Origin of the sequence: Sorangium sp. So ce131, from assembly GCF_051519095.1 — a bacterium.
In the GTDB taxonomy this organism is placed as follows: Bacteria; Myxococcota_A; Polyangia; order Polyangiales; family Polyangiaceae; genus Sorangium.
The window spans coordinates 9,882,432-9,906,913 of record NZ_CP150455.1; the positions used below are offsets into that span (position 1 = coordinate 9,882,432).

Here is a 24,482-nt window from a genome sequence, read left to right on the forward strand (position 1 = left end):
GGCGCGGGTCAGGCGCGCGCCGCGCGGCCGATAGGGGTCAGGCCGCCTGCTGCGGCGAGGTCGGGGCGGTGGGCTCGCCGCGCGCGCGCAGCGCGAGCAGGCTCGACAGCCACCGCCGGCAGAGCTCGAGGTGGCGCGCCTCGTGCTGCTCCGCGACGCGGAACTCGGCCGCCATCTCGGTGTGGCCGTAGGCGGTGGTCAGGTCGATGAGCATGCGCCAGCTGTCGTTGTCGGTGAGCTCGGCGATGAGCAGCGCCTCCAGGCTCTGGCCGAAGCTGATCCTGGGCTCGACGGCGACCGAGAGGATGCCAGACGACGCGAGGCCGACCAGGTCGGCCCCCGGCGTCATCGCGGTCGGGTCGGCGCCGAGCCGCACCATCGCGTCGCACACCAGCGCCGCGTGCCGCAGCTCGTCGTCGCGGATCGCCTCGAGGTCGGCGCGGGTGGGGCCGCCCTCGAAGCTGCCATCCGCGTCGTACTTGGCGATCAGCGCCTCGTAGGCGCGCGTGCCCGACCGCTCGAACGCGAGGCGCTCGCCCAGCTTGTCGATGAGGACCGCGGGCGCCCTGCCCTGGATGAGCTGCCCCGCCGCCTTGACCATGCCCTTGAGGCTCGCCGGCGGCGGGACGCTGCCGACCGCCCCCGACTCCCTCGCGTACGTGGTCCTGACGGCGGCGGCGTCGGCCTCGCTCCCAGGGGAGCTCGGCGGGACCGCCAGCGCGGCCTCGATGAGCTCCTTGCTGTCGAGCGGCGAGGTCGCCATGCCGGTGGTGTTCGTTCCCATCGTGATCTCTCTCATGGCGTCGCCTCCTTCTGCCCGTCCACCTGCGCCGCGCGCCGCGTGAGCTCGGTGCCCGGCGTATACTGGTACCCCGCGGCGACGATCTCCGAAGGAGAACCGGCGGAGTTCATCTGCTGCCGGTAAGCGAGCGTCGCGGCGCTCTCCGGGATGACGTTCGGATCGACGATCTGCTCGCCGACCGCGCGGTAGTGCACCTCCCGGGAGAGCACCTCCCGCACGAACTGCCGCTGGCTCCTGTGGGAGACCGGCGTCGGGAGCGAGGCGGGCAGGAGCTCGGCCGCGTCCCGCTTCTCGATCCGGTTGAAATGCTCGATCGCCACGTGGAGCTGCCCGAGCTCGTAGTCGAGGAACCGCTCCCAGATCTGCTTGATCCGCGCGTTCTGCTCCTGATGGAGGCAGCTCCAGTAGTTGTAGACCTCGTTGGCCTCGTGCAGGACCCACTTCTCCAGCCAGGTCTCGTCGGGATCGATCATCGCCTCGTACTGAGTGACGTGCTGCTCCTCGATGGAGTCGATCTCGGCGTACAGGAGCCGCGCCACCGGATCCGCGAAGAACGGCCCGACGTTCGCGTAGTAGTTGTGCGTCTGCTGCTCGGCGGCCATGATCGTGAGCGCGTTGAGCTTCGTGATGAGGCTCGCGGTACGGCGGTCGTACGGCGCGCGCACGTCGTCCTGGGGGTGGCGGTGCTCGACCGCGGTGGGCCGCCCCGGCGTCACGTCGGTGTAGGATTGCAGGATGTTGTTGGAGTCCTTGCCCTCCAGGCGGTCGAGGAGCGCCGAGTAGCGATAGAGGTGGTCGTAGTCCTCGAGCATGCCGAAGCGGTAGACCTGCGCGAGGTACGGATCCGGCTCGGCCAGGGCCGCGTGCGCGGTGATCTCGATCGCGACCTGCTCGTAGCCGATCGTCGTCTCGAGCGGCGACTGGTCCGGCGGGTTGAGCCAGTTGACGGTCGTCATCTGGTGCTGATCGATGCGGCGCACCTCGGCCAGCACGCGCCGGAGATCCCGGTTCATGCGGGCGAAGCTGTGCAGAAACCGCACGCTCTCCATCTCGATACCGTTCATCAGGATGACGCGAACGCGGGTGAACGCGTCATCGTCGAGCTTGCTGAACGGAACCTGGACGAGCTCGCGCCAGTTGAACGACTGGCGCTCGAGCGGTATCCCCCGCTCTTTCAGGATATCAAGAGCCATCTTGCCCCTCCTTGCGTGTCGTGCTCCGTGCCTCGATGAACGACCGCCAATTCGGTACCTGAGGCCGCCCCCGCCGCAGCGCAAGCGCGCCTTCAGGCGCGCTGTCCATGGTTTGTCCACGCGCCGGGCCGCGCGCTCGGGCGCCGCCGGGGCTCGCGCGCGTCTCGATCCTGCGCGCGCCGGGCGGGTCCGTGCTAGTCCGGCGGGGGCGCGCCGAGCGCGCGCAGGAGGAGAGAGCCGACGTGATCGCGAGCAGCGTCCCCGAGCTTCGGATCCGCACCCGCAACGCCATGCCCGTGCGCGAGGGCGGCGATCACGTCCTCTACTGGATGATCGCGAGCCGTCGGACACGCCACAATTTCGGGCTGGAGCGCGCGGTCGCGTGGGCGACGGCGCTCGATCGGCCGCTCGTGGTGCTCGAGGCGCTCCGGTGCGGCTACCGCTGGGCGAGCGACAGGCTGCACCGGTTCGTGATCGACGGCATGGCGGACAACGCGCGCCGGTTCGCGGCGGCGGGCGTCCTGTACCACCCCTATGTCGAGCCCGCCGAGGGCGCCGGAAAGGGGCTGCTCGGCGCGCTCGCGGCGCGGGCGTGCGTGCTCGTGACGGACGACTTCCCGTGCTTCTTCCTCCCGCGCATGGTCGCCTCGGCGGCGCGGCAGGTGCCGGTGCGGCTCGAGCAGGTGGACTCGAACGGCCTCTTGCCGATGCGCGCGGCCGATCGGGTGTTCACGACGGCGCGCTCCTTCCGCATCTTCTGGCAGCGGGTGATCGCCGAGCACCTCGGCGCGCCGCCGGCGGTCGATCCGCTGAAGGAGGCGGAGCTCCGGCCGGCGCCGCCCCTCCCCCGCGCGATCGCGCGGAGGTGGCCCGCGGCCTCGCCGGCGCTGCTCGGGGGCGACCCGGCCGCGCTCTCGGCGCTGCCCATCGATCACGCGGTCCCGCCGGCGCCCTGCCGTGGCGGCCCGGAGGCGGCCGGCGAGCGGCTCTCGCGCTTCATCGCGGACCGGCTACCGCGCTACCTGGAGGAGCGCGATCACCCCGACGCGGGCGCGGCGAGCGGCCTGTCGCCGTACCTGCACTTCGGCCACCTCGGCGCGCACGAGGTCTTCGCCGCGGTCGCGCGCCGCGAGGGCCTCCGCCCCGGCCGGCTCGGCCGCGGCGGAGGCCCCGCGGGCGGCGAGAAGAGGCCGAGCGGCAGCCGCGAGGGTTTCTGGGGGATGAGCCCCTCGGCCGAGGCGTTCCTGGAGCAGCTCGTCACGTGGCGGGAGCTCGGGTTCAACGCCTTCGCGCTGGGGGCGACCGAGGGCGACGGGCCCCGGCCCGCGTGGAAGCGCGATCCGACCGAGTACGACTCGCTGCCGGACTGGGCGCTCGCGACGCTCGCGAAGCACGAGCGCGACGCGCGCCCGCGCGTCTACCCGATCGAGGCGCTCGCGGCCGGCGCGACCTACGATCGGATCTGGAACGCGTCGCAGGTCGAGCTCCTCCGCGAGGGGCGCATCCACAACTACCTGCGGATGCTCTGGGGCAAGAAGATCCTGGAGTGGTCGAGGACGCCGCGCGAGGCGCTCGCGGCGATGGTGGAGCTCAACAACCGCTATGCGCTCGACGGCCGCGATCCCAACTCCTACTCGGGTATCTTCTGGGTGCTCGGCCGCTACGATCGGGCCTGGGGCCCGGAGCGGCAGATATTCGGCACGGTGCGGTACATGTCGTCCGAGAACACGGCGCGCAAGCTGCATCTCAAGGAGTATCTGGCGCGGTATGGGCGGTGAAACGCCGTCGACACCGGCGTGTCATGGTCCGCCGCGCGCGGCGCGCAGCGCGCGGCGCCCGCCGCGCGCCGCGCCGTCCGCCGGCGGCCGTCCAGCGTCGTCGTCCGGTCCCGGCCGTGGTGGACGGCCTCACGCGTCGGGGGCGGCGGCGCGGCGCGGGGGCGCACGCGGGGTTCGACGCGGCCGCCGAGGTGAGCTATCGAGCGGGCGTGGATCTCCTCCGTGAATTTTTCAGCAGGCTGCGGGAGCTCGAGTCGCTCCTCCAGTGGGGCGGCTACCCCGTCCTGATGATCATCATCTTCGCCGAGACGGGGCTGCTCGTTGGGTTCTTCCTGCCGGGGGACTCGCTGCTCGTCACGGCCGGGGTGCTCGTCAACGCGGGGCTCATCAACCCGCTCGGGCTCACGAACTTCGAGAACCTCCTCCTGATGAACGTCACGCTGATGGTGATGGCGATCGTCGGCGACGCCGTGGGCTTCACGATCGGGCGGCGCGCCGGGCCGAGGATCTTCACGCGCGAGCAGTCGCTGCTGTTCCGCAAAGACCACCTGATCGCGACGCAGCGCTTCTACGAGAAGCACGGCGGCAAGACGATCATCCTCGCGCGCTTCATGCCGTTCGCCCGGACGTTCGCGCCGGTCGTGGCCGGGGTGGGGCAGATGCAGTACCGGCGCTTCGCGATGTTCAATGTCGTGGGCGCCGTGCTCTGGATCTTCTCGATGACCTTCCTCGGGTACTTCCTGGGCAAGGTCTTCAACGCGAAGCAGATCGAGCGGGTCGTCTACCTCATCATCTTCGTGTCGGTGGCGCCGGTCCTTTACGGGGCCATCAAGCACAGGCTGCAGCAGAAGAAGCCCGCGACGGAGCTCGAGACGGGGCCGTAGTCGGCCGCTGCCGGCGAGGCGTCGGAGCGCGGCGGCGGCGCCGGCCGCGCGGGCGGGTTCCGCGGAGCGCGGCGTGACGCTGGCGACGGAGAGGGCCGGCGAACCGCCCGCCTCTTGTACTCCGCACCACCCCCCAGCTACGCTCTCCTCCCACCATGCAGCAGCCGCCCGCCGTCCCCGCTGGCGTCCCCGTTCCCGGCGACGTCCTCGCGGGCAAGTACCGTATCGAGCGCGTGCTCGGCGCGGGCGGCATGGGCGTGGTCCTCGCGGCCTGGCACCTCGTCCTGGAGCGCCGCGTCGCGGTCAAGTTCCTCCTCCCGGAGGCCGCCGCGCTGCCCGACGCCGGCGCCCGCTTCCTCCGCGAGGCCCGCGCCGCAGCCGCCCTCGACGGCCAGCACGTCGCGCGTGTCCTCGACGTCGGCACGCTGGACACGGGCGCGGCCTACATGGTGCTGGAGTACCTGACCGGCGAGGATCTCGGCCAGGTGCTCCAGGCGCGCGGCACCCTGCCGCTCACCGAGGCCGCCGACTACCTCCTCCAGGCCTGCGAGGCGCTCGCCGAGGCCCACGCGCGCGGCATCATCCACCGCGATCTCAAGCCGAAGAACCTCTTCCTCACGCGCCGCCCCGACGGGACCCCTCTCCTCAAGGTGCTCGACTTCGGCCTGTCCAAGTTCATCGCCACCGGCGACTCCGTCAAGGAGGCGAGCCTGACGGCGACGGGCCTCATCATGGGCTCCATCCATTACATGTCGCCCGAGCAGATCCGCAGCCTGAAATACGCGCATGTGCGCACGGATCTCTGGGCGCTCGGCGTGATCCTGTATCGCATGCTCACGGGGCGGCACCCGTTCGAGGGGGACAGCATCACCTCGGTCACGGCGGCGATCATGATGGATACGCCGACCCCTCTCCTGACGTTGCGCCCGGACCTGCCGCCGGCCGTCGGGGCGCTCGTGAGCCGGTGCCTCGTGAAGGACCCGGCCGCCCGCGTCCAGAGCGTGACCGAGATCGCGCGTGTGCTCGCGCCGTTCGCGACGCAGCGCGGGAGGCTCTCGTTCGAGAGCATCGACCGGCTCCTGCCGGAGGTCGCCTCGCCCGCCGGCTCGCCGCCGGGCCCGGGCGCGCCCGCCGGGGCGCCGCGCGTGCCCAGCGCGCCCTCCCCTTCGTGGCCAGGAGCCCCCGAGGCGGCGACCGCCCCCATGCCGGATCGTCCAGGCGCGCCGTCGTCGCCCGGCGGCGAGGCGGCCGGGGTGGCCCATGCCACGTTGCCCCACGCGTCCTGGGGCAACACCACGCGGGCCCGCGTGCCGCGGAGCCGCGTGGCGCTGCTCGCCGGGGTCGCCGGCGCGCTCGTCCTGACCGGGGTCGCCATCGCGTGGCGGCTGTCGGCGAGCGGGCCCGTGGACGGCAGCGCTCTCGCGGCCTCGAACGCGGCGCCCGAGCCCGTGACTGCCGCCGCCGACGCGCCAAAGCCGGACGAGCCGTCGCCCACCGTCACCCCCACGCATACCGCGCCCGTCCCGCCTGAGCCCACCCCGCCGCCCTCGGCGAGCGCCCTCGTGAGCGCCTCGGCGAGCGCCAGCACCAGGCCTCCAGCGCCTCTGCCGAGGCCGACGTCGGAGAGGCCGAAGCCGCCCGCAGGCCCCGCGTCCTCACCGAAGCCGGCACCACCACCGACGAAGTCCACGGATCCAGGGAAGAGATGGGATTGATGAGGCAAGCAAGAGTTCCTGCCGCGACCCGCTGCGTGGTTTCACTCGCCCTGGTCTGCGCGATCAGCCAGGCGGCGCTCGCGCAGACCACGACCCCGAAGGCCCAGGCGCAGGCGCTCTTCGAGGAGGGTCGCGCGGCGGTGGAGGCGGGGGATTGCGCCCGTGCGATTCCGCTCTTCCGCCGGAGCCAGACCACGTTTCCGGCGCGCGGCACGCTCTTCAACCTGGCGCAGTGTGAGGCCAAGCTCGGGCGGGTCGCCAGCGCATCGCAGCACTTCAAGGAGTTGCTCACGCAGCTGCCTCCCGGCGACCCTCGTTTGCCCATTGCTCAGAAGGAGGTCACGGACCTCGAGCCGCGCCTGCCGAAGCTCGTGCTCGAGCTTGCCCAGGGCGCGCCGTCGCCCTCGGAGGTTCTCCTCGACCAGACGCCGCTCACGCCAACGAGCCTCGGCGGCGAGTTGCCGGTCGATCCTGGGGATCACGTGATCGTCGCGAGGTGGGTCGGCGGCGGGCAAACCGAGGCGCGCGCGTCGCTCCCGGAGGCTGCGCGCAAGGTCGTGCGCCTCGAGCCGCCGGCCGCTTCGCCGTCCGGCGATGCCCCGTCACCCCTTGCGGCCGACGCCAACGCCAAGGCACCGCCGGCCGCCTCGCCCGCGCTCGCTCAGGAGGCCGGGCCCGCGCCGGCGCCCGCCTCCAGCGGACGGCGAACGCTGGCGTTCGTGGTCGGCGGCGTCGGCGCCGCGGCGCTGGGCGGGAGCCTCATCGCAGGGGCGCTTGCCCTCGGCACGAAGGGTGACCTCGAGGACGAGTGCAAGGACCCCGGCGCATGCAGCCCAGAGGGCATGGACCTCAAGGCGCGCGGTCAGACGCTCACCACCACGGGCACCGTGCTCGGCGCCGTCGGCCTCGCCGGCATCGGCGCCGGCCTGGTGCTGCTCCTGACGGCCCCGGAGCAGGGCACCTCCGTCGCCCTCACGCCCGCGATCCTGCCGGGCGGCGGCGGCGCGGTGCTGCGCAGCCGGTTCTGAGCTCCTCCCCCGGGCTGGCGACGCCCGCCGGCTCAGCCCCGATCCACCGCCGCGGCGAATGCCTCGGCGCTCGCCGCCGTCGCCGCGCTGGCCAGCCAGCGCTCCAGCGCCGCCGGCGCCTCGCACGCGAGCACCCGCGCGCGCACCGCCTCCGGGATGGCGAGCCCCCGGGCCGACAGCACCGCGAGGACCGCGCGCGCCTGCGTGTGCGCCTGCGTGCGCGCCTGCACCCACTCGTCCGTGAACCGCGACGCGTCGCGCTCCTCGAACAGCGCCGCGACGGGCACCGCGCCGAGGCCGTGTTTGCCCAGCTCCGGCAGGAGCGGCACCTCCGCGCCCGGCCGGTAGGTGACCGGCGCCGTCCCCGGCCGCAGCACCTCGAGCTCTCGCCGCTCCGCGTGCGCGATCCACACCGACGGCCAGTCGTGCTCCAGGTAGAGCTTCACCTTCTCGTCGAGGTAACGCTTCGACTGCGTGCCCCGGATCTCCACGGCCAGCACCGGCGTGCCCCGGTAGGCGTCGTTCCGCGGCGACGCGAGATCGCCCACGAGCACCACGTCCGGCGCCCGCAGCGACGGCCCCGCCGGGTCGGTGAGATCGCAGTAGACGTCCGTCATCACCGTGAGCCCCTCGCGCGCATGCGTGCGGAAGAGCGCGGCGAGGATCGCCATCACGATGCCGTGGATGTCCTTGCTCCCCATCTGCTCCACCAGCTCCCCGCGATGCAGCTCCCACGGGCTGCCGTCGTAGCAGTCGTCGGCCGTGCCCAGCCGGCGGCCGGTCGGACCGAAGTCTCGCAGCTCGATCGGCCCCGTGTTCCGGGGAGGACGGTTGGGCAGCGCATTCATGCCTGGGAGCATAGCACGGCCCATGCAGCCCCGGTCCATGCCCGGGGCGCTCCGCAGACCCGCAGTCGCCTGAGCCGCAGCCCCCCTGGCCCGCCGCCGCTTGGATCACGCCTGCAAGGCGATCTGCAAACGGAATGTGCGACCACCTCGCAATGCGCCAACACGTCACAGCCGCTGTTCGGGTGAGCGCCCCTGCCGTGCACGCCCGTCGAGGCGTGCGCCAGAGTCCGCAGGGCCGGCGCGCTGCCCCGATGATCCTCTACACAATCAACAACACCACAACACCACGACAACCAACGGCACCACAACACCGCCTCAGAAGGCGGCGGCGCCCGAGAAGATCAGGTTGGCCTCGGGCGCGCTGGCGATGGGCACCTCCGTGACCTGGGCGGTCGCGCGGTCGATCCCATAGATGGTCCCGCGGCTCGTGAACCCGTAGAGCTGCCCTTCCCAGTAGGCGAGCCCGCCGAAGCTGTCGATGCCCGTGCTCCCCAGATCGAGGATCACCTGACCGGAGGCGGGATCGAGCTCGACCAGGTGGTCGGGGGCGCCCTCCGGCTGGTTGCCCGGCTGGCTGATGGCGTAGAGCTGCTTCGTGTCGGCCGCCACGACGAGGTCGGCGGACGATCCCGAGATGTAGGGGTTCAGGTTCACGAGGGCCGTCGCCCGCCCGGTGCTCGGGTCGAGGCTGGCGTACTGCGTCGAGTAGCCGCCCCCTGATTTCTCGACCAGCGCGACCAGGGTCTCGCGCGCGGGATCGAGCACGCCGGCCGGGACGACCCCGAGGGACGACGGGTAGATGTCCTCGCCGACGGCGCCGATGAAGGTGCACGCGCCGCTCGCCGGGTCGATCGAGAGCAGCTGGTAGGGATACCCTGAGCTGCTGCCCACGCCGACCATCTTGCCGTCGCCGGTGATGGCGATGTCCGTGACCGACGCCCCGTCGCGGTCGCCGATGCAGTCGAACGGCCCCACGCGCACGAGCGACGCCGCCTTCAGGTCGAAGCGGTAGAGCGCGCTCCAGGTGCTCACGTAGATGCCGGCCGCCTGGGCACCTCCGCCCTGCCCGCCGCCGCCACCATCCCCGCCGCCTCTCCCACCGCCGCCCTGCCCGCCCCCGCCGTCTTCGCCGCCGCCGCCCTGCCCGCCCCCGCCTTCGCCGCTGCTCACGCTGCTGGTCTCGGCCCCGCCGCCGCCGCTGCCTTGCCCGCCGCTGGCGCCGCCGCCCTCGCCGCCGCCATTGGAGGCGAACTCACGGACCTTGGAGGAGCACGCCGGGGCACCCGACAGGCTCAGGACAGCTGCGATCGCGAGGGCTCGATTCATGCGCCGAGAATTGCATCGGGGGCGCGCCGCGCAAGCGGGAACAGGCGCTGAGTCGGCGTCGCGGCGCCGCCGCGCCTCAGGCCGTGAGCCGCTGATCCGCCACGTCGAGCGCCGCGTCGAGCGCGGCGATCCCCTCGTCGATCTCGGCCTCGCTGATGATGAGCGGCGGCGCCACGAGCAGGTGGCTCACCCACCCCATGATGGACACCCCGCGCTTCGCCGCCTCCGCGACCACCGCGTCGACCACGAGGGGTCGCCGCGCCGCCTTGTCCTGCGGGACGTTGAACGGCTCCTTCGTCGCGCGGTCCTTCACGAGCTCCACCGCCCAGAACAGGCCCATGCCGCGCACGTCGCCGATCGACGGGTGCTTCTCCTTGAGGGCGCGGAGCTTCTCGCCCACGAGCGCCCCCATCGCCGTCGAGCGGTTCAGGAGGTCCAGGCGGCGATACTCGTCGATCGCCGCGATCACCGGGGCGAGGGTGAGGGGGTGGGCCTCGTAGGTGTGGCCGTGGGCGAACATGTTGTCGTCGAAGAAGTCGGCGATCGCCCGGGAGGTCGCCACGACGCCGAGCGGCGCGGCCGCGTTGGTCACGCCCTTCGCGGTGGTCAGGATGTCCGGGACCACGCCCCAGTGATCGACCGCAAACCACTTTCCCGTCCGGCCCCAGCCGCTCATCACCTCGTCCGCGATGAGGAGCACGCCGCGCTTCTTGGCGACCTCCGCGATCCTCGGCATGTACTCGGGCGGCGGGATGAGGACGCCGTTCGTGCCCACGATCGGCTCGACGATCACCGCCGCGACGTTCTCCTCGTGGTCGATCATGTAGGCCAGGTAGTCGGCGCACGCGACGCCGCACTCGGGGTAGCTCCGGCCGAGCGGACACCGGTAGCAGTTCACCTCCGGCCCGAACACCACGCCCGGGATCTTGCCGGTCGGCTCGATGAACCAGCGCCGGAAGTCGCCGGTCGCGGCGACCGATCCGGCCGTGGAGCCGTGGTACGACGTGTAGCGCGCGATGATCTTGTGTTTGCCCGTGTAGAGCCGCGCCATCTTGAACGCCGCCTCGTTCGCCTCCGTGCCCGAGGTCGCGAAGAAGAACTTGTCGAGCCCCTTCGGCATCACCTCGAGCAGCTTCTGCGCCGCCCGCGCCCGGACCTCGCACGTGTGCGCCGGGCTGATGTACGCGAGCTGCCGCGCCTGGGCGCAGATCGCGTCGATCACGGCCTGGTTCTGGTGGCCGAGGTTCGAGCAGATGAGCTGGGAGGACATGTCCAGGTAGCGCTTGCCGGACGCGTCCCAGAAGGCGCAGCCCTCCGCGCGGGTGACGTGGATCGGCTTCCAGCCGCGCTGGGCGCGCCACGTGCCGTAGGTGTGTCTCGTGGTCAGCTCGATGATGTCGTCGCTCATGGCCACCTTTGCGGTTCGAGGAGGTGCTCAGGGTAGAGGGTGATCCGCCCCCCTCGCACGACATTTCCCCTGCATCGCCCGCCCGCCCGCGCGCTGGAGCCCGGTCCCGTCGCGTGCCTCGCCGTCGCCGTCGTGAAGTCGGGACGGCGCCGTCGCGCTCGCGCCGCGGCGCCAGATACTCTAAGAAGGGCGGTCGTGGTCCGTCCTTATCACCTCGTCTTACCCTGGCTCGCTGTCGCGCTCGAGCTCGTCACCTCGCCGGCCAGCGCCCAGATCGTGAACGTCCACCCGCTCGTCGCCGCGAACGGAGGCAAGGAGGGGCTCTCCGTCACCGTCGACGGCTCGGCCGACGTCCGGACCGGCAACACGCGCCTGCTCGCGCTCGGCGGCAGCGCCACCGCGGGATACCGCGCCGGCCGGCACCAGGTGTTCCTCATGGCGCGCGCCGAGTTCTCCCAGGAGGCCGGCGATCCGATCGTGAACAAGGACCTCGAGCACCTCCGCTACCGCCTGTCCGTCAAGGGCCCGCTCGAAGCGGAGGTGTTCCTGCAGCACGACCGCGACGCGTTCCGGCGGCTCGCGCTGCGGGCGCTGGCCGGCGCCGGGCCGCGGCTCCGCGTGGCGCCGATCCCCGGGTTCGAGGCGGCCCTCGGCCTCGCGCTCCTGCTCGAGCACGAGCGGCTCTCGTCGGGCGCCGAGCCGGACGCGGGCGACGAGGTGTTCGACGCCCGGCTGTCGACGTACCTCGTCCTCGCGACGTCGGTCACGCCGCACCTCACGCTCGGCAACACGTTCTATCTCCAGCCGCGGCTCGACCGCGCCGGGGACGTGCGCGTCCTCAGCGAGAGCTCGCTGCTCGCGGCCGTGACGAAGCACGTCTCGGTCAAGATGTCGCTGAGCTCGGCCTACGACGCCCAGCCGCCGGCGGGCGTGCTCCCGCTGGACGCGACGCTCAAGAGCGCGCTCCAGCTGAGCTTCTGAGCCGCCCCGCGCCGGCGGCGGCCCGTGCGCCGCCGGCGCGCCTCGCCCCGGCGCGCGGCCGCGTCAGCTCGCGGCCCCCCCCTCCGCGCTCGCCACGTCCCGCAGGCGCGCGACGCGGTACTCCAGCCGGGAGACGATGTCTTCCCTCGTCGCACCCTCCCCCACATCCATCAGCACCTTCTGGCACATCGCGCACATCTGAAGCAGGTGCGAGCGCAGCTCCTCGGGCGTCGACCGCCCGCTCTTCAGCTCGTCGATCCGCCGCGCGAGCGCCTCGTTCTCGTGGCCCGCCTTGGCCGGATCCTCCGCGGCCGCCGGATCATTCCAGCGCGCCGCGCTGGCCTCGCACAGGAAACACGCGCCTTCGATCGGTTTCTGCAGCATGGCTTGGCTCTCCTCGTCTTCCAGTGGGTCTCGAAGGACATCCTGGAGCCGTTCCCCTGGATCACAAGCGGGCCCTGCCCTCACCAGCGCGGACGCGCCGGGTCCGCTCGGCCGACGACACCTTCCGCGCGATCGCCGTGCGATCGCGGACCCGACGCGGCGCGCGTCCACGCCGCTCCTCCGCCGCGTCGACCAGCGGCGCGCGGCCAGGGGCGGCCGATCGTGGACACCGCTCCTTCATCGACGCCTCTCGTCAACACCTCATCTCGACACCATGAAACGCTGTTTTCTGCGAGACGTCGTCCGCGTTTCCACGCCGAAACCTCGGCAGGAAGCCGGCTCCTCGCCGGAGATTCCCACGAGTAGCCCTCCGTGTTGAGGCGGCTATCGCGCGATCTCTGCGTGGCAAAACACGACACGGCGGCGGAATGCATGCCTCTGTCACACACCGAAATCCTCGCAGATTTCAGGCAGATACGACCGAATTACCGCTCGCGCGTGGCCACCAACGTCGATTTCCTGCGAATTCCATGGTGGCTGTCTTGACGAAGCAGGATTCGAATTTTACTATACAGCTGTCCGCCAGGGAGACTGGCCTCGATCCTGTCGTGCCAGGAGCACGCATCGCAGTCCGAATTCGTTCGCCGTGCCGTGCCGCCATCGCAGCACTGGCGGCGACGATGGTGGGCGCGATGCGGATCGAGCCAGCGTGACGGAGATCCATCGATTTCGGATCGATGCAAGGAGTCCGGCGACATGCAACGCATCCACGATTCATCACGCGAGCGCTCAATCGCGAGCGCCCTCGCGGCAACGCTCCTCATCGCGCTCGCGGGGTGCAGCGATCCTGCGCTGGGCGCGACGGTGCCCGACGCCCCGGCGATCGGGCCGGCCGCGCCCGCCCCCCGCTGGGAGCGAGCTTCACGTGCGGAGCGGCCCGACACCGCCGCGATCGAGCGCGATGCGCTGCTGCGGGAGGCCGGGCGCCTCGCGGAGATCAGGGCGATCCTGGCGCGATCGCCGGAGGCGCCGCTCTCGGTGCTCGACGAGCACCAGGCCGAGTTCCCGGCCGGCGCGCTCGCCGCGGAGCGGGAGATCATCGCCATCGACGCGCTCCTGCGCCGCGGGAGCGGCGGGGACGCGCGCGCCCGCGCGCAGGACTTCCTCGCGCGCTTCCCGTCGAACCCCCACGTCGAGCGCGTGCGCCGCGTCGCCGGGGCCGCGCCGTGACGTGACGACACGAAGCCTCCCCGCGCCGGGAGCCAGGGCTGCCGCGGTCAGGCGGAGCCGAAAGGGCACCTCGCCGCCGCGGCCGCCTCCGGCGCCGCCCCCGCTCCATGCGCCTCCGGGGCCGCATCGCCGGGCCCGTCCGCGGCAGCGCGGCTGTCCGTGTCCGCCGCCCGCCGCTGCCGCTCCTCCTCCAGGATCATCGGCACACGCCCGCTAGGCCCCATGGTGACGCCCCGGCGCACGTGCCGGAGAGGGGCCGGGCTCTCGAGCCGGAGTGTATACCTCCCGAGGAACGTGCCGAGGATGACCTTCATCTCGTACATCGCGAACGCCGCGCCCAGGCACCGGCGCGCGCCGCCGCCGAAGGCGATGAACTCGAAGGGAGAGAACTTCCGGTCGAGGAAGCGGGAAGGGCGGAATCGCTCGGGCGACGGGTAGATGTCCTCGCGGCGATGCACCAGCAGCGGGGAGGCGGCGATCGCCTCGCCGGCCGGGATCGTGTAGCCCTTCACATCGAACGGCCGCTTGACCACGCGGCCGGTGTCGACCACCGGCGGACAGATGCGGAGCGTCTCCAGACACACCGCTTCCAGGTACGGGAGCGCCGCGAGGGCGTCGGGCTCGGGCGCCGGGCCGAGGTCGTCGATCTCGCCCCGGACGCGCGCGAGCACGGCCGGCTCGCGGTGCAGCCAGTACATCGCCCACGCGAGCGCCACGGCCGTCGTCTCGTGGCCCGCGAAGAGGAGCGCCCGGAGCTGATCGGCGATCTCGATCTCGCTCATCGCCCCGCCGTCGTCATAACGGGCGCTCATCATCAGGCCGAGGATGTCCTGCGACGTGTCCCCGGCGCCGCGCCGCCGCTGGATCTCCTCGACGAGCAGCGCCTCGAGCGCCTTGGCCGCACGCTGGTTGCGCGCCCAGGGGCCGAAGCCGCCGAAATCGCGGCGAAGGGCCGGGATCAGGAGGTAACTCGAGCTCATCGAGTCGATGAGCCGGAGCACGGCCTCGCGCGTCCTGCCGACGCGCGCCTCGTCCCGCACGCCGAAGACGACGCGGATGATCACGTCGAGCGCGATCGACTGGGTCGCCGCGAGCATCGAGAACGAGCGGCCCGGCCGCCACCGCGACGCCACGTCGAGGCTGATCTCCGCGATCTCCTTGCCGTAAGCCCGCATCGCGCCGGCGTTGAACGGCGGCGTCAAGAGCCGCCGGTCGCGCCGGTGCCGGGCGCCCGCCGTGACCACGATCGAGGTCGCGCCGAAGATCGGCTCGGTCAGCTGCGCTCCCCAGACGTCGAAGTCGTCCGGATCGGCCGTGTACACCGCGCGGACCACCTCCGGATCCTCCGTGATGGTGAGCGGGCCATTCAGCGTCTTCACGCGGAACGTGGGACCATGCTCGGCCGCGAGCCGCTTGAACAACGGCTCGGCCGAGATGAACCCGGAGTGAAGGAAGTCGATGAGGCCGAACGATTCCGGCCCGGGCGGCAGAGGGTTCATCGCGCTGCTCCGTGGAGGGGTGGGAAGGGTCGTCTCCGTGCCCCCGGCCGCGAGGCGGCGAGGAGGCCGGGGAACCCGTCCGACACGCGCGTCGGCGATCGGTTCCCCGGCGCAGTATCCCAGCAATCGCCGGCGCTCAGGCGTGCGGAGCACACCTCCGCGCCACCTCGGCGACGGCCTCCTCGAGCGGGAGCTCGCGCTGGTGCCCGCCGTCGCGCTCCCGGAGCGCGACGGCGCGGCGCTCGACCTCGCGCTTGCCGGCGATCGCGACGAGCGGGATCGCGGCCTCGTGCGCGATCGCGATCTTCCGCGAGAGGCTGTCGTCCCCCGCGTCGAGGATCGCGCGCACGCCCTTCTGCCGGAGTAGCTGCAGGATCTCCTCGGCATAAGGTCTTTGTGCGTCGGTCACCGGCACGACGACGACCTGCTCCGGCGAGAGCCAGGGCGGCAGCGCGCCCCGGTAATGCTCGAGCAGGATGCCCAAAAAGCGCTCCACGCTGCCGAACAGGGCGCGGTGGAGCATGGCCGGGCGCCGGCGCGCCCCGGACGAGTCGACATAGGTGATGTCGAAGCGCTCCGGCAGCACGAGATCGAGCTGGATGGTCCCGCATTGCCATTGCCTCCCGAGCCGGTCGCGCAGCACGAACTCGAGCTTGGGCCCGTAAAAGGCCCCCTCCCCGGGCTGCATCCGGCAGTCGAGCCCCGCGCTGCGCGCCGCCGCGGAGAGCGCCGCCTCCGCCCGATCCCACACGGCGTCGCTCCCGACCCGGCCTTCCGGGCGTGTCGAGAAGCCGACGATCATCTCCTGGAAGCCGAAGCCGGCATAGAAGTCGCGGAGCGCGCTCGCGAAGCGCACGACCTCGCCCTCGATCTGCTCCTCGAGGCAGAAGATGTGGCCGTCGTCCTGGGTGAACTGCCGGAGCCGGAAGAGGCCGTGCAATGTGCCGCTCGGCTCGTCCCGGTGCACGAGGCCGAACTCGCCGATGCGCAGCGGCAGATCCCGGTACGAGGGCACCATGCGCGAGACGAGCTGCATGTGGCCCGGGCAGCTCACCGGCTTGACGGCGGCGGCGTGCTCGTCCTCGGCGAGCCGGAACATGTTCGAGGAGAAGCTGTCCCAGTGGCCGCTGGCCTTCCAGATCGCCTGTCGCAGGATCTGCGGTGTGCGGACCTCGCGGTAGCCGTCGCGCACCATCTGGCGCCGGACCGCCTCCTCCAGGAGGCGGTACAAGGTGAACCCGCGCGGGTGCCAGAACACCATGCCTGGCGCCTCCTCCTGAAGGTGAAAGAGGTCGAGGCGCTGGCCCAGATAACGATGATCGTCTTCGTCGAGCATGGCAGTCTCCGTCAGGCTGTGGCCGGCCGGACGGAGCGCTGCACGCGACGGGCCCCGTCCGGATACCGGCGGGGCTTGGTCTCTCGCGTGTTCGTCAGTTCACCGCACGCACACGAGACCAGGCCCGCCGGTGCGGGTCGTCGTCGTCGTGGTCGCGGTGAACTTGGCGCTCACGAGCCGTGTTGTAGGACCAGGCGGCGAGCTCGTCAAGCGCGCCACAGACTTCAGCCGCCGGCGCCCGCCCGCGAGCGCGCCGCCGGCGTCGGTCTGCCGGTGCGCCGCCGGCGTCGGTCTGCCGGCGCGCCGCCGGCTTCACGCGCCGGCGTCGACCCGGAAACGCGGCGCGTCGATGCGCTCGCCCCGGCACTCGGGGCAGCGGCTCGGCTTCGTGAACGAGCGCCGCTCGTCGAACGCATAGCCGCAGCGCAGGCAGCGCGCCGGCGCGATCGAGAGCCGCTCGCCGCGGGCGCGCAGCGAGCGCGCGAGGTGCTCGAGGTGCGGCGTCACGTCGCGCTCGCGCATCCCGAGGCGGGCGGAGAGCTCCCACGCCGTCGCGGACGTCCGGCGGAGCTCCTCGAGGAGCGCCTGTCGCACCGTCTCGGAGCGAGGCGCCGGGCTGGGAGGCGGCTTCGGGTGGCTCATACGTTCCCACAGCGTGACATCCTGGGCGCGGCGGACCAGCGGCGGATCCCGCGCGGGCATTGCGCTGCCCGCTGCGCGCACGGACAATGCCGTCCGGAGAACCGCCGCGCATGAGCCCGTGCCCGTCCGAAGACGCCCTCGCCGCCTGGCTCGAGGGCCAGCTCCCGCACGACACCGCGGCGAGCCTCCGCGGGCACGTGGACGGCTGCGCCGACTGCCGCGCCCTGATCGCCGACCGCCCGCGCGATAGCGACGTCGGCGCGCCGCTCCCCCTCGCCACCGTCACCCACCCCGGCCACTCCGAGCCGCCGCCCGCGAGCTCCTGGTCGCCGCCGGACGCCTTCGACGACTTCCGGGTGATCCGGCCGCTCGGCCGCGGGGGCATGGGGCAGGTGTACCTCGGGCACGACGAGGTCCTCGACCGGCCCGTCGCGCTCAAGTTCGTCGCGGCGGACAAGCCCGACCCGCGGACGCTGGAGCGGCTGCGCGTCGAGGCCCGCGCGATCGCGCGCCTCCAGCACCCCAACGTGGTCGCCGTCTTCCGGGTCGGCGCGGTGCGCGGGCGGCCGTACATCGCCTACGAGCTCGTCGAGGGCGAGCCGCTCGAGCAGCTCCCGAAGCCGGTCCCGTGGGCGACCGCGCTGCGCATCGCGCTCGGCCTCGCGCGCGGGCTCGCGGCGGCGCACCGGCGGGGCGTCCTCCACCGCGACATCAAGCCGGCGAACGTGATGATCGCCGCGAGCGGCGAGGTGAAGCTGCTCGACTTCGGGCTCGCCAAGCTCATCGACGAGCCCGGCGCCGCCGCCGACCCGGGCCGGCGCGCGGCGGCGGACCGCCACGGCGCGCTCGGCTCCCCGCCCAGCTTCCCGGCGGACGCGTCCGCGAGGACGACCGCGATCGCGGTCACGCCCGACGCGTTCGGCGCGACCTCCTCCGTCAACCTGACCGACGGCGCCATGGTGATGGGCACGCCGCTCTACCTCGCGCCGGAGCTCTGGGCCGGCACCGCGGCCACGCCCCACTCCGACGTCTACGCGCTCGGCCTGGTCCTCTACGAGCTCTGCGCGGGGCGGCTGCCGCACGCGGGGCTCGACGTGCACGCCATCGCCAGCTGGGTGACGGCGCGGACGCTGCCGCCGCTGCGCGCGATCTGCCCGGAGGTGCCCGAGATGCTCGCGGACATCATCGACCGGTGCGTCCAGCGCGCGCCGGAGGCGCGCTTCGCGTCGGCCGAGGAGGTGCAGGCCGCGCTCGAGGAGACCGAGGCGCTCTGCCGCGCCTTCCAGATCGTGCGCGCCGGGCCGGCGTCGTCGGGGGCGCCGGAGGCGGACGTGGACGTCGTGCGCGCGTCGTTCGATCGCCTCGCGCCGCGCGCCGAGGCGCTCGTCGCGCGCTTCTACGAGCGGCTCTTCGCGCGGGAGCCGGCGCTGCGGGGCCTGTTCCCGCCGGACATGCGCGAGCAGCGGATGAAGCTCGCGGCGACGCTGCAGCTCGTCGTCGACAACCTGCGCGCGCCCGACAAGCTGATCGAGATGCTCGAGGCGCTCGGCCACCGCCACGCGGGCTACGACGCGCTGCCCGAGCACTTCGACGCCGTGGGCCGCGCGCTGCTCGAGGCGCTCGAGGAGCTCGAGGGCGACGCGTGGGGGCCCGCCGCCGCGCGGGCGTGGTCGGGCGCCTACGCGCAGATCGCCGAGGCGATGCGGCGGGGCCTCGAGGCCGGGCGGCGCGCGAGCGGCGCGACGGACGCGAGCGGCGCGCCCAGCACGACGGGCGCCGCCCGGCGCGCCTACGCGACGACCTCCGCGGCCGAGACCCGGTTCGCGACGAGCGACGACGCGAGCCTGGCCTACAAGGTCGCCGGCGGCGGGCCGGTGGACCTGGTGCTGGTCCAGGGGTGGGTGACGCACGTGGAGGCCGCGTGGGAGCAGGCGCTCACGTCGCAGTTCTTCGCCGAGCTCGGCGCGTGGGCGCGGCTCGTCGTGCTCGACCAGCGCGGCACCGGGATGAGCGAGCGGGAGGGCGCCGGGGCGCCGGCCGAGCAGCAGGCGGAGGACCTGCGCGCGGTGCTGGACGCGGCGGGCGTGGAGCGCGCGGCGCTGGTCGGCGTCGGCGCCGGGTTCGCGCCGTGCGCGCTGCTCGCGGCCGCGCACCCGGAGCGGGCGCGCGCGCTCGTGGCGATCGGCGCCGCGGCGCAGATGTCGGCCTGGCCCGGCTGCCTCTTCGGCCTCACCGGCGAGGCCGCCGACGAGGCCGAGCGCGCGCTGCGGAGCGGGTGGGGCGAGCCGCTCTTCCTCGACCGCCTCGCGCCCTCGGCGGCGGAGGACGGCGCGTTCCGGCGCTTCTGGGCCGCGTACCTGCGCCTCGGCGCGAGCCCGAGCGGGGCGGCGCGCATGCTGAGGGCCCACGCGGCGCTCGACCTCCGGCCCGCGCTCGGCCGGGTGAGCGCGCCGGCGCTGGTGCTGCACCGCGCCGGCGACCGGGCGGTGCCCGCCGCGGCCGGGCGCGACCTCGCCGGCCGCATCCCCGGCGCGCGTTACGTCGAGCTGCCGGGCGACGACCACCTCCCCTTCGTGGGCGACCCGCGGCCGCTCTTCGCCGAGCTGCGGTCGCTCCTCGGCGTGGCCACCGCAGGGAGCGCCGTCTCGAGCCTGGTGCCGTCCACGGAGCGCGGCGGCGCCGGGGCCGCCTCGCGCAGGTGACGCGCGCGCTCCTCACCTCGCGCAGGTGACGCGCGCCCTCCTCGGGCCACCGCGACCGCCGCCCGCGGGCGCCGCGAGCGCCCGACCGGCGCGCCGCGGAGCCCCTGAGGCGAACTCCGCCGCTCGCCCCCCCGGCGAAGGACCTTCGGCTCGCCGTTCACGGGCCTTTCGGGGAGCCGCGCTCACGCCACGAGGGTTGAGCTCTCTCACGAGATCTCGAGCTCCGCGCGCGGACGTCGACGTATCCGGTTTCGCCCGACATCACTTGAGAGATCTCCTTATTTTGGTGCCTTGTTGAAACAAGGACTCAGCCTTGCCGCGACAAGCCTCGCCCGCTAACGTGATTTGATGGCCGCGTCGACACGCGCATTAACATGCTTCGGATGGGTCGCATTCTGCGCGCTCGCGAGCGCCTGCTCCGACCGCGACGCGAGCGTCCCGGCCGCAGCCGCGAGCGACGCGAGCGCCGGGGGCGCGGGCGAAGGCGGCGCCGGGAGCGCCGAGGGCGCCGAGAGCGCCGGAGGCGCGGGCGGCGAGGGCGAGGGCGGCGCGGGCGAAGGCGGCGCCGAGAGCGCGGCGGGCGGCGCGGGCGGCGCGGGTGGCGCGGATTGCCCCTCCGGCGAGCAAGGTTGTCCGTGCGGCCCTGATGGCCAGTGCGACGGCGACCTCCACTGCGCGGACAACGTGTGTGTCCTGGGCTGCACCTGCAGCGATGGCTACGCCGTGGTGGACGGCGCGTGCGTCTGGGCAGGGGGCCCGCAGGACCCCTCGTTCCAGAGCCCGGATGCCTGGACGGCGACCGGCGCCGCGCTCATCTCTCCCGAGGCGGAGGGCAACGGCAACCCGGGCGCCGGGCTCATCGACGCGGACGCGGTGTGCGGGATGGCCGGCTTCGCCCAGTCGTTCACGATGCCGGACGCCGCGTGCGCCGAGCCGTTCCTCCTCACGTTCGCCGCGCGCATCGGCTGCGAGTCCATGCTGGATTGCCTCGGCCCCCCCGGGATCGGGGTGCGGATCAACGGCGGCCTCAGCAACATCGAGGTCATGCCGTCGTCGACGTGGAGCTCGCATCGCGTGTGCCTGGGCGCGCGCGCCTACGGCGGCCCGCTGGAGCTGCTGCTCGGGCCTCTCCGGAGGCCGCCCCTGTGCGACGAGGCGACCGGGCAGGGTTATACGCTGGCGTTCGACGACATCGCGGTCCAGCCGGACCGGATGAAAGAGTGTCCGCCGCCGGGTCAGGTGCTGAACGGCGACTTCGAGGAAGGCGACGCCGGCTGGACGGCGACCCCGGAGCAGGGCATCTCCGAGATCAAGGACGGCGCGGGCAGGAACGCCGGCCGCGGCGGGCATCTCCGCACCACGTTGTTCTGCCAGAATCCATCGCTCAGGGGCATGATCTCGGCGCCCTCGCCCGCGGACTTGCCGAACCCTGCGCTGCGCATCTGGAGCCGGGGCACCCCGGGCGCCGCCGTCCACGTGGCGCTGGGCGCGTTCCCCGTGACCACCCTGACGGGTGATGGCGAGGAGCGGGTCTCGCACCTCTGCTTGCCCCCGTGGGCCCTCGGCATGGCGCACACGCTCCAGTTCACGTACCGGAACCGGAACAGCCAGATGTGCACGGACGAGAACCGCAGAGACTTCGTGTTCGACGACGTGGGCTTCGTCTCCGACGCCGGTTGCCCTGAAGACGTGCTGCTCTTCGACCCCGGCTTCGAGAACGTCCTGCGCAGCGCGACGCTGGCGCCGACATGGGTCCTCAGCGAGGACGAGCCGTCGAGCAGCATCGCCAGGCTCACCGTCGACGCCGCCGCCGCGCACACCGGCGGAGTCTCGCTGTCGCTGTCCGTGCGGCACCCGTGCCGGGAACCCTCGGCGTCCACGGTGTTCACGGTGCCCGTGCCCCGGGGGACCGACGGGCCGGCGCTCAAGTTCTGGTACCGCACCAGCAACCTGAGCGCGGCGACCGCCTCCTCCACACCCGGCGCTCCCCTTCCGGAGAGCGACGCCTGGACGCAGCAGACGGTCTGCCTGGATCCGCTCACCGCGGGCAGGCCCCAGCACCTCTCCTTCAAGATCTCGGCCGACGGCCGCTGCGACGATCTGCTCGGCGGCGAGACCTTGCACGTCGACGACGTCGAGGTGACGACCGACCCCTCCTGCCCGGCCGCGCCGCCCCCGTGATGGGCTGATCGGCGCCGGCCCGCCCCTCGCCTCGACGGCCCGGGCCGGCCGGCCCACCTCGGCGGAGCAGGCCGCGCTCGCCCCCTCGCGTCAACCGCGCTTGCGGCCCACGACGATGGCGATCGGATAGGCGAAGTGGATCTCGCCCCCCACGTCGCGCGCGCCGACGCCGAGCGCGTCGACGCCGACGTCGGCGCGGTAGAGGGCCCGGAGCCGGTCCGCCCCGCCGGGCTCCGGGAAGGACGCGCGGAGCGAGGCCTCGAGCTCCACCTCGAGCCCGTGCCGCACGACCTTCTGGATCTCGAGCCCGGCCGCGTCGAACAGGGCGGTGAGCTCGCGCTCGGTGAGCGCGCGCGCGTGCGACGGATCGCGGATCTTCTCGGCGCGATCGTAGGCGTCCCGCTTGTCCTCGGCGGGCGTCACGTCGATCACGGCGACCCGGCCGCCCTTCGCGCAGACGCGCGCCATCTCGCGCAGGGTCGCGAGCGGCTCGAGCAGGTGGTGAAAGCTGTAGCGGGTCGTGACGAGGCTGTAGCTCTCGTCCGGATAGGGCAAGCGGCTCGCGTCGCCGAGCTCCCAGGAGATGTTGGCGGCGCCGAGCTTCGCCTGCCGCTTCCGCGCCTCGTCCAGCATCGCGGGGACGATGTCGAGCCCCCGCACGCTCGCCACGCGCGGCGAGAGCGCGCAGGCGACGATCCCCGGCCCGCACGCGACGTCGAGGACCACGTCGTCCGGCGCCGGCGCGAGCGCGTCGAGCAAGAGCTCCATCGCGGACTCCGCCGAGTGGGCCCGGACCTCGGCGAACGGCCTGGCCTGGCGGGTGAACTGCTCCTGGATCAACAGATCGTGGGTCGGCTGGTTGGCTTCCATCATGCGGACGAGGGTGGACGGGCCCAGGCTGGACGGCTGCCGACGACCGGACAAAGATCGCCGCCGAGAGGCCATGTCCAGCAAAGCCCGCTTCTTGACCGCGGCGCAGACCGCCGACCGCCTCGCGCGGCTCGGGCTCGATCAGGCGCGCGCGCGCACCTTCGCCTACGAGGACGAGCTGCCCGGGGCCGCCTACGCCTGGCACACGCACGCGCGGCACCAGCTGCTCTGTCCGATGACCGGGACGGCGCGCCTCGACGTCGCGGAGGCCTCTTTCCTGCTCCCGCCGCAGCGCGCCGCGCTCATCCCCGCGGGCGAGCGGCACGCGATGGCCCGTCGCGACGCGTCGATCGTCTCGATCTACTTCGATCCCTCGACGTTCCCCTACCCTCTCCCGGCCGTCAGGATCTTCGAGGTGCCCGCCCTCCTGCGCGAGATGGTGCTGCACGCGCGGCGCTGGCCGGTCGCGCGGGGTCCGGACGACGCCGCCGCCAACACGTTCTTCTCGGCGATGGCGGACATCGTCGGGCCGCTCCTCGATCGCGGCGCCACGTACCGGCTGCCCCGCGGCAGGACGCAGCCGGTGCAGCGGGCGATCGCGTGCGCGCTGGAGGACGTCTCGAGCGCCGAGCTCTCGCGGGCCGCGGCGTTCGCCGGGGCGACCGAGCGGACGCTCCGGCGGCGGTTCCGCGAGGAGACGGGGATGACGTGGCGCGCCTTCGTCACGCGGGCGCGCGTGCTCCGGGCCGTGGATCTGCTCTCGAGCTCGGACGCCAGCGTCACGCAGGTCGCGCTCGACGTCGGCTTCCAGAGCCTCGGCGCGTTCGCCGCCGCGTTCCGCGCCGTCACGGGGCAGACGCCGAGCGGGTTCCGCAAGGCGGCCCGGCCCGGCCCGGCTGTCGACGCGTGACGCGCCGGCTGTCGACGCGTGACGCGACCGACCGAGCGACGGCCCGCGCGCACCACGCGCCGACAGCCGGCGGGGAGCGCCGCCGCGCGCCGACAGCCGGCGGGGAGCGCCGCCGCGCCCCGTCAGAGCAGGATGGCGATGAGCCCCGCGCCGATGAGCGCGACGGCCCAGACCCGGTCGAGGTTGAGCCACGCCGTGCGGAGGATCGCGACGCCGAGCTTGTGGTAGACGACGAGCGCGACCGCCGCGGACGCCGCCAGCATGGCGGCCGTGTGCACGAGGATGGCCGCGAGGTAGCCCGGGAGGCTCGTCAGCGACAGGCCCGCCGCGTTGTGGCACCCGCCGCCGTGGCACGGCGCCGGGTTGTCGGCGCCGAGCAGGAAGACCGGGAGCAGCATGAGCCCCGCGCCGTGCGCGGTGGCCATCAGGAAGGACCACCAGGTCAGGTCGCGGAAGCCCACGCGCATGCCGACCCACCGCGGGTGGCGCGGCCGCACGAGCTTGAGCACGCCGAACGCGACGAGCGCGATCGCCGTGATCGCGCGGAGGACCCCGGCCGGGAGGCTCGTGAGGCCGAGCCCGAGCAGCGCCACCGTGAGCCCGATGGACAGCGCGTGGCCCACCGCGATCGGGAGGAGCGCCCGCCGCACCGCGCGGCCGCTCTTCTCCTGCAGGCCGAGGGCGACCGCGAACAGCCAGCCCATGCCGGGGTTGATGCCGTGATAGGCGCCGAGGAGCGCCAGCGTCAGCCAGGGCGTCATGGCC

At 73.2% G+C, this 24,482-nt stretch carries 20 protein-coding genes; 9 read left to right on the top strand and 11 right to left on the bottom strand.

The window, feature by feature from the left end; all coding sequences use genetic code 11:
- Window positions 1-37: 37 nt before the first annotated feature.
- Window positions 38-799 carry a ferritin-like domain-containing protein gene (locus tag WMF43_RS35860; protein ID WP_437671662.1) on the bottom strand — a complete coding sequence of 254 codons (762 nt, stop codon included), beginning with the start codon at window positions 797-799 and terminating at the stop codon, window positions 38-40.
- Window positions 796-1,995, bottom strand: a complete 1,200-nt coding sequence (locus tag WMF43_RS35865; protein ID WP_437671664.1) for a hypothetical protein — start codon at window positions 1,993-1,995, stop codon at window positions 796-798. Before WMF43_RS35865 ends, WMF43_RS35860 begins: the two co-directional genes overlap by 4 nt.
- 242 nt (window positions 1,996-2,237) lie before the next feature.
- Between WMF43_RS35865 and WMF43_RS35870 the strand changes: the two genes are divergently transcribed.
- The 4 genes from WMF43_RS35870 (at window position 2,238) to WMF43_RS35885 (ending at window position 7,400) form a co-directional block, all read left to right on the top strand.
- On the top strand, window positions 2,238-3,773 hold the full coding sequence (locus WMF43_RS35870) for a deoxyribodipyrimidine photolyase (RefSeq protein ID WP_437671666.1): 1,536 nt from the start codon (window positions 2,238-2,240) through the stop codon (window positions 3,771-3,773).
- Window positions 3,774-3,964: 191 nt separating this feature from the next.
- Window positions 3,965-4,657 carry a VTT domain-containing protein gene (locus tag WMF43_RS35875; RefSeq protein ID WP_437671668.1) on the top strand — a complete coding sequence of 231 codons (693 nt, stop codon included), beginning with the start codon at window positions 3,965-3,967 and terminating at the stop codon, window positions 4,655-4,657.
- Between the two features lie 155 nt (window positions 4,658-4,812).
- Window positions 4,813-6,372: a protein kinase domain-containing protein gene (locus WMF43_RS35880; RefSeq protein ID WP_437671670.1), complete on the top strand. Its 1,560-nt coding sequence runs from the start codon at window positions 4,813-4,815 to the stop codon at window positions 6,370-6,372.
- The gene (locus tag WMF43_RS35885) at window positions 6,363-7,400 is read left to right on the top strand and encodes a tetratricopeptide repeat protein (RefSeq protein WP_437671672.1); all 1,038 of its coding nucleotides are present in this window, start codon (window positions 6,363-6,365) and stop codon (window positions 7,398-7,400) included. Before WMF43_RS35880 ends, WMF43_RS35885 begins: the two co-directional genes overlap by 10 nt.
- Window positions 7,401-7,432: 32 nt before the next feature.
- Here WMF43_RS35885 and WMF43_RS35890 read toward each other — a convergent pair whose 3' ends face one another.
- The 3 genes from WMF43_RS35890 to WMF43_RS35900 all read right to left on the bottom strand — a co-directional run bounded on the left by WMF43_RS35890 (window position 7,433) and on the right by WMF43_RS35900 (window position 10,982).
- A complete protein-coding gene (locus WMF43_RS35890; protein ID WP_437671674.1) occupies window positions 7,433-8,248 on the bottom strand; it encodes a Uma2 family endonuclease in 816 nt (271 codons plus the stop codon).
- A gap of 315 nt (window positions 8,249-8,563) precedes the next feature.
- Window positions 8,564-9,574 (bottom strand): hypothetical protein, encoded by a 1,011-nt coding sequence (locus WMF43_RS35895; protein WP_437671676.1) that lies wholly within the window; start codon window positions 9,572-9,574, stop codon window positions 8,564-8,566.
- A 76-nt stretch (window positions 9,575-9,650) separates the two neighbouring features.
- Window positions 9,651-10,982, bottom strand: coding sequence for an aminotransferase family protein (locus tag WMF43_RS35900; RefSeq protein ID WP_437671677.1), 1,332 nt, complete (start codon window positions 10,980-10,982; stop codon window positions 9,651-9,653).
- A gap of 195 nt (window positions 10,983-11,177) precedes the next feature.
- Here WMF43_RS35900 and WMF43_RS35905 point away from each other — a divergent pair, with 195 nt between their 5' ends.
- Window positions 11,178-11,963, top strand: coding sequence for a DUF481 domain-containing protein (locus WMF43_RS35905; protein WP_437671679.1), 786 nt, complete (start codon window positions 11,178-11,180; stop codon window positions 11,961-11,963).
- A 63-nt stretch (window positions 11,964-12,026) separates the two neighbouring features.
- Here the strand turns inward: WMF43_RS35905 and WMF43_RS35910 are convergent, their stop codons facing one another.
- The gene (locus tag WMF43_RS35910) at window positions 12,027-12,347 is read right to left on the bottom strand and encodes a hypothetical protein (protein ID WP_437671680.1); all 321 of its coding nucleotides are present in this window, start codon (window positions 12,345-12,347) and stop codon (window positions 12,027-12,029) included.
- A gap of 756 nt (window positions 12,348-13,103) precedes the next feature.
- Between WMF43_RS35910 and WMF43_RS35915 the strand changes: the two genes are divergently transcribed.
- Window positions 13,104-13,577, top strand: a complete 474-nt coding sequence (locus WMF43_RS35915) for a hypothetical protein (protein WP_437671682.1) — start codon at window positions 13,104-13,106, stop codon at window positions 13,575-13,577.
- A gap of 47 nt (window positions 13,578-13,624) precedes the next feature.
- On the opposite strand, the gene WMF43_RS35920 is transcribed toward WMF43_RS35915, so the two are convergent.
- The 3 genes from WMF43_RS35920 to WMF43_RS35930 all read right to left on the bottom strand — a co-directional run bounded on the left by WMF43_RS35920 (window position 13,625) and on the right by WMF43_RS35930 (window position 17,054).
- The gene (locus WMF43_RS35920; RefSeq protein ID WP_437671684.1) at window positions 13,625-15,076 is read right to left on the bottom strand and encodes a cytochrome P450; all 1,452 of its coding nucleotides are present in this window, start codon (window positions 15,074-15,076) and stop codon (window positions 13,625-13,627) included.
- A 136-nt stretch (window positions 15,077-15,212) separates the two neighbouring features.
- Window positions 15,213-16,412 carry a threonine--tRNA ligase gene (thrS, locus tag WMF43_RS35925; protein ID WP_437671685.1) on the bottom strand — a complete coding sequence of 400 codons (1,200 nt, stop codon included), beginning with the start codon at window positions 16,410-16,412 and terminating at the stop codon, window positions 15,213-15,215.
- Window positions 16,413-16,724: 312 nt separating this feature from the next.
- Window positions 16,725-17,054 carry a transcriptional regulator gene (locus tag WMF43_RS35930; RefSeq protein WP_437671687.1) on the bottom strand — a complete coding sequence of 110 codons (330 nt, stop codon included), beginning with the start codon at window positions 17,052-17,054 and terminating at the stop codon, window positions 16,725-16,727.
- Between the two features lie 110 nt (window positions 17,055-17,164).
- Between WMF43_RS35930 and WMF43_RS35935 the strand changes: the two genes are divergently transcribed.
- Together WMF43_RS35935 and WMF43_RS35940 are read left to right on the top strand one after the other, a co-directional pair.
- Entirely contained in the window at window positions 17,165-19,756 is a 2,592-nt protein-coding gene (locus tag WMF43_RS35935) for an alpha/beta fold hydrolase (protein WP_437671689.1), read from the top strand.
- A gap of 684 nt (window positions 19,757-20,440) precedes the next feature.
- Window positions 20,441-21,937, top strand: a complete 1,497-nt coding sequence (locus WMF43_RS35940) for a hypothetical protein (protein WP_437671691.1) — start codon at window positions 20,441-20,443, stop codon at window positions 21,935-21,937.
- Between the two features lie 90 nt (window positions 21,938-22,027).
- On the opposite strand, the gene WMF43_RS35945 is transcribed toward WMF43_RS35940, so the two are convergent.
- The gene (locus WMF43_RS35945) at window positions 22,028-22,810 is read right to left on the bottom strand and encodes a class I SAM-dependent methyltransferase (protein WP_437671693.1); all 783 of its coding nucleotides are present in this window, start codon (window positions 22,808-22,810) and stop codon (window positions 22,028-22,030) included.
- A gap of 70 nt (window positions 22,811-22,880) precedes the next feature.
- Between WMF43_RS35945 and WMF43_RS35950 the strand changes: the two genes are divergently transcribed.
- Window positions 22,881-23,717 carry a helix-turn-helix domain-containing protein gene (locus WMF43_RS35950; protein ID WP_437671695.1) on the top strand — a complete coding sequence of 279 codons (837 nt, stop codon included), beginning with the start codon at window positions 22,881-22,883 and terminating at the stop codon, window positions 23,715-23,717.
- A gap of 122 nt (window positions 23,718-23,839) precedes the next feature.
- Here WMF43_RS35950 and WMF43_RS35955 read toward each other — a convergent pair whose 3' ends face one another.
- Window positions 23,840-24,478, bottom strand: coding sequence for a hypothetical protein (locus WMF43_RS35955; protein WP_437671697.1), 639 nt, complete (start codon window positions 24,476-24,478; stop codon window positions 23,840-23,842).
- Between the last annotated feature and the right edge of the window lie 4 nt (window positions 24,479-24,482).

Excerpts from the sequence above, each read along its gene's own strand:
- WMF43_RS35955 (WP_437671697.1), bottom strand. The coding sequence starts at position 24,478 with ATGACGCCCTGGCTGACGCTGGCGCTCCTCGGCGCCTATCACGGCATC.
- WMF43_RS35930 (WP_437671687.1), bottom strand. The coding sequence starts at position 17,054 with ATGAGCCACCCGAAGCCGCCTCCCAGCCCGGCGCCTCGCTCCGAGACG.
- WMF43_RS35900 (WP_437671677.1), bottom strand. The coding sequence starts at position 10,982 with ATGAGCGACGACATCATCGAGCTGACCACGAGACACACCTACGGCACG.
- WMF43_RS35880 (WP_437671670.1), top strand. The coding sequence starts at position 4,813 with ATGCAGCAGCCGCCCGCCGTCCCCGCTGGCGTCCCCGTTCCCGGCGAC.
- thrS (WP_437671685.1), bottom strand. The coding sequence starts at position 16,412 with ATGCTCGACGAAGACGATCATCGTTATCTGGGCCAGCGCCTCGACCTC.
- WMF43_RS35885 (WP_437671672.1), top strand. The coding sequence starts at position 6,363 with ATGGGATTGATGAGGCAAGCAAGAGTTCCTGCCGCGACCCGCTGCGTG.
- WMF43_RS35935 (WP_437671689.1), top strand. The coding sequence starts at position 17,165 with ATGAGCCCGTGCCCGTCCGAAGACGCCCTCGCCGCCTGGCTCGAGGGC.
- WMF43_RS35920 (WP_437671684.1), bottom strand. The coding sequence starts at position 15,076 with ATGAACCCTCTGCCGCCCGGGCCGGAATCGTTCGGCCTCATCGACTTC.
- WMF43_RS35895 (WP_437671676.1), bottom strand. The coding sequence starts at position 9,574 with ATGAATCGAGCCCTCGCGATCGCAGCTGTCCTGAGCCTGTCGGGTGCC.
- WMF43_RS35860 (WP_437671662.1), bottom strand. The coding sequence starts at position 799 with ATGAGAGAGATCACGATGGGAACGAACACCACCGGCATGGCGACCTCG.
- WMF43_RS35910 (WP_437671680.1), bottom strand. The coding sequence starts at position 12,347 with ATGCTGCAGAAACCGATCGAAGGCGCGTGTTTCCTGTGCGAGGCCAGC.
- WMF43_RS35945 (WP_437671693.1), bottom strand. The coding sequence starts at position 22,810 with ATGATGGAAGCCAACCAGCCGACCCACGATCTGTTGATCCAGGAGCAG.
- WMF43_RS35890 (WP_437671674.1), bottom strand. The coding sequence starts at position 8,248 with ATGAATGCGCTGCCCAACCGTCCTCCCCGGAACACGGGGCCGATCGAG.
- WMF43_RS35865 (WP_437671664.1), bottom strand. The coding sequence starts at position 1,995 with ATGGCTCTTGATATCCTGAAAGAGCGGGGGATACCGCTCGAGCGCCAG.
- WMF43_RS35950 (WP_437671695.1), top strand. The coding sequence starts at position 22,881 with ATGTCCAGCAAAGCCCGCTTCTTGACCGCGGCGCAGACCGCCGACCGC.
- WMF43_RS35915 (WP_437671682.1), top strand. The coding sequence starts at position 13,104 with ATGCAACGCATCCACGATTCATCACGCGAGCGCTCAATCGCGAGCGCC.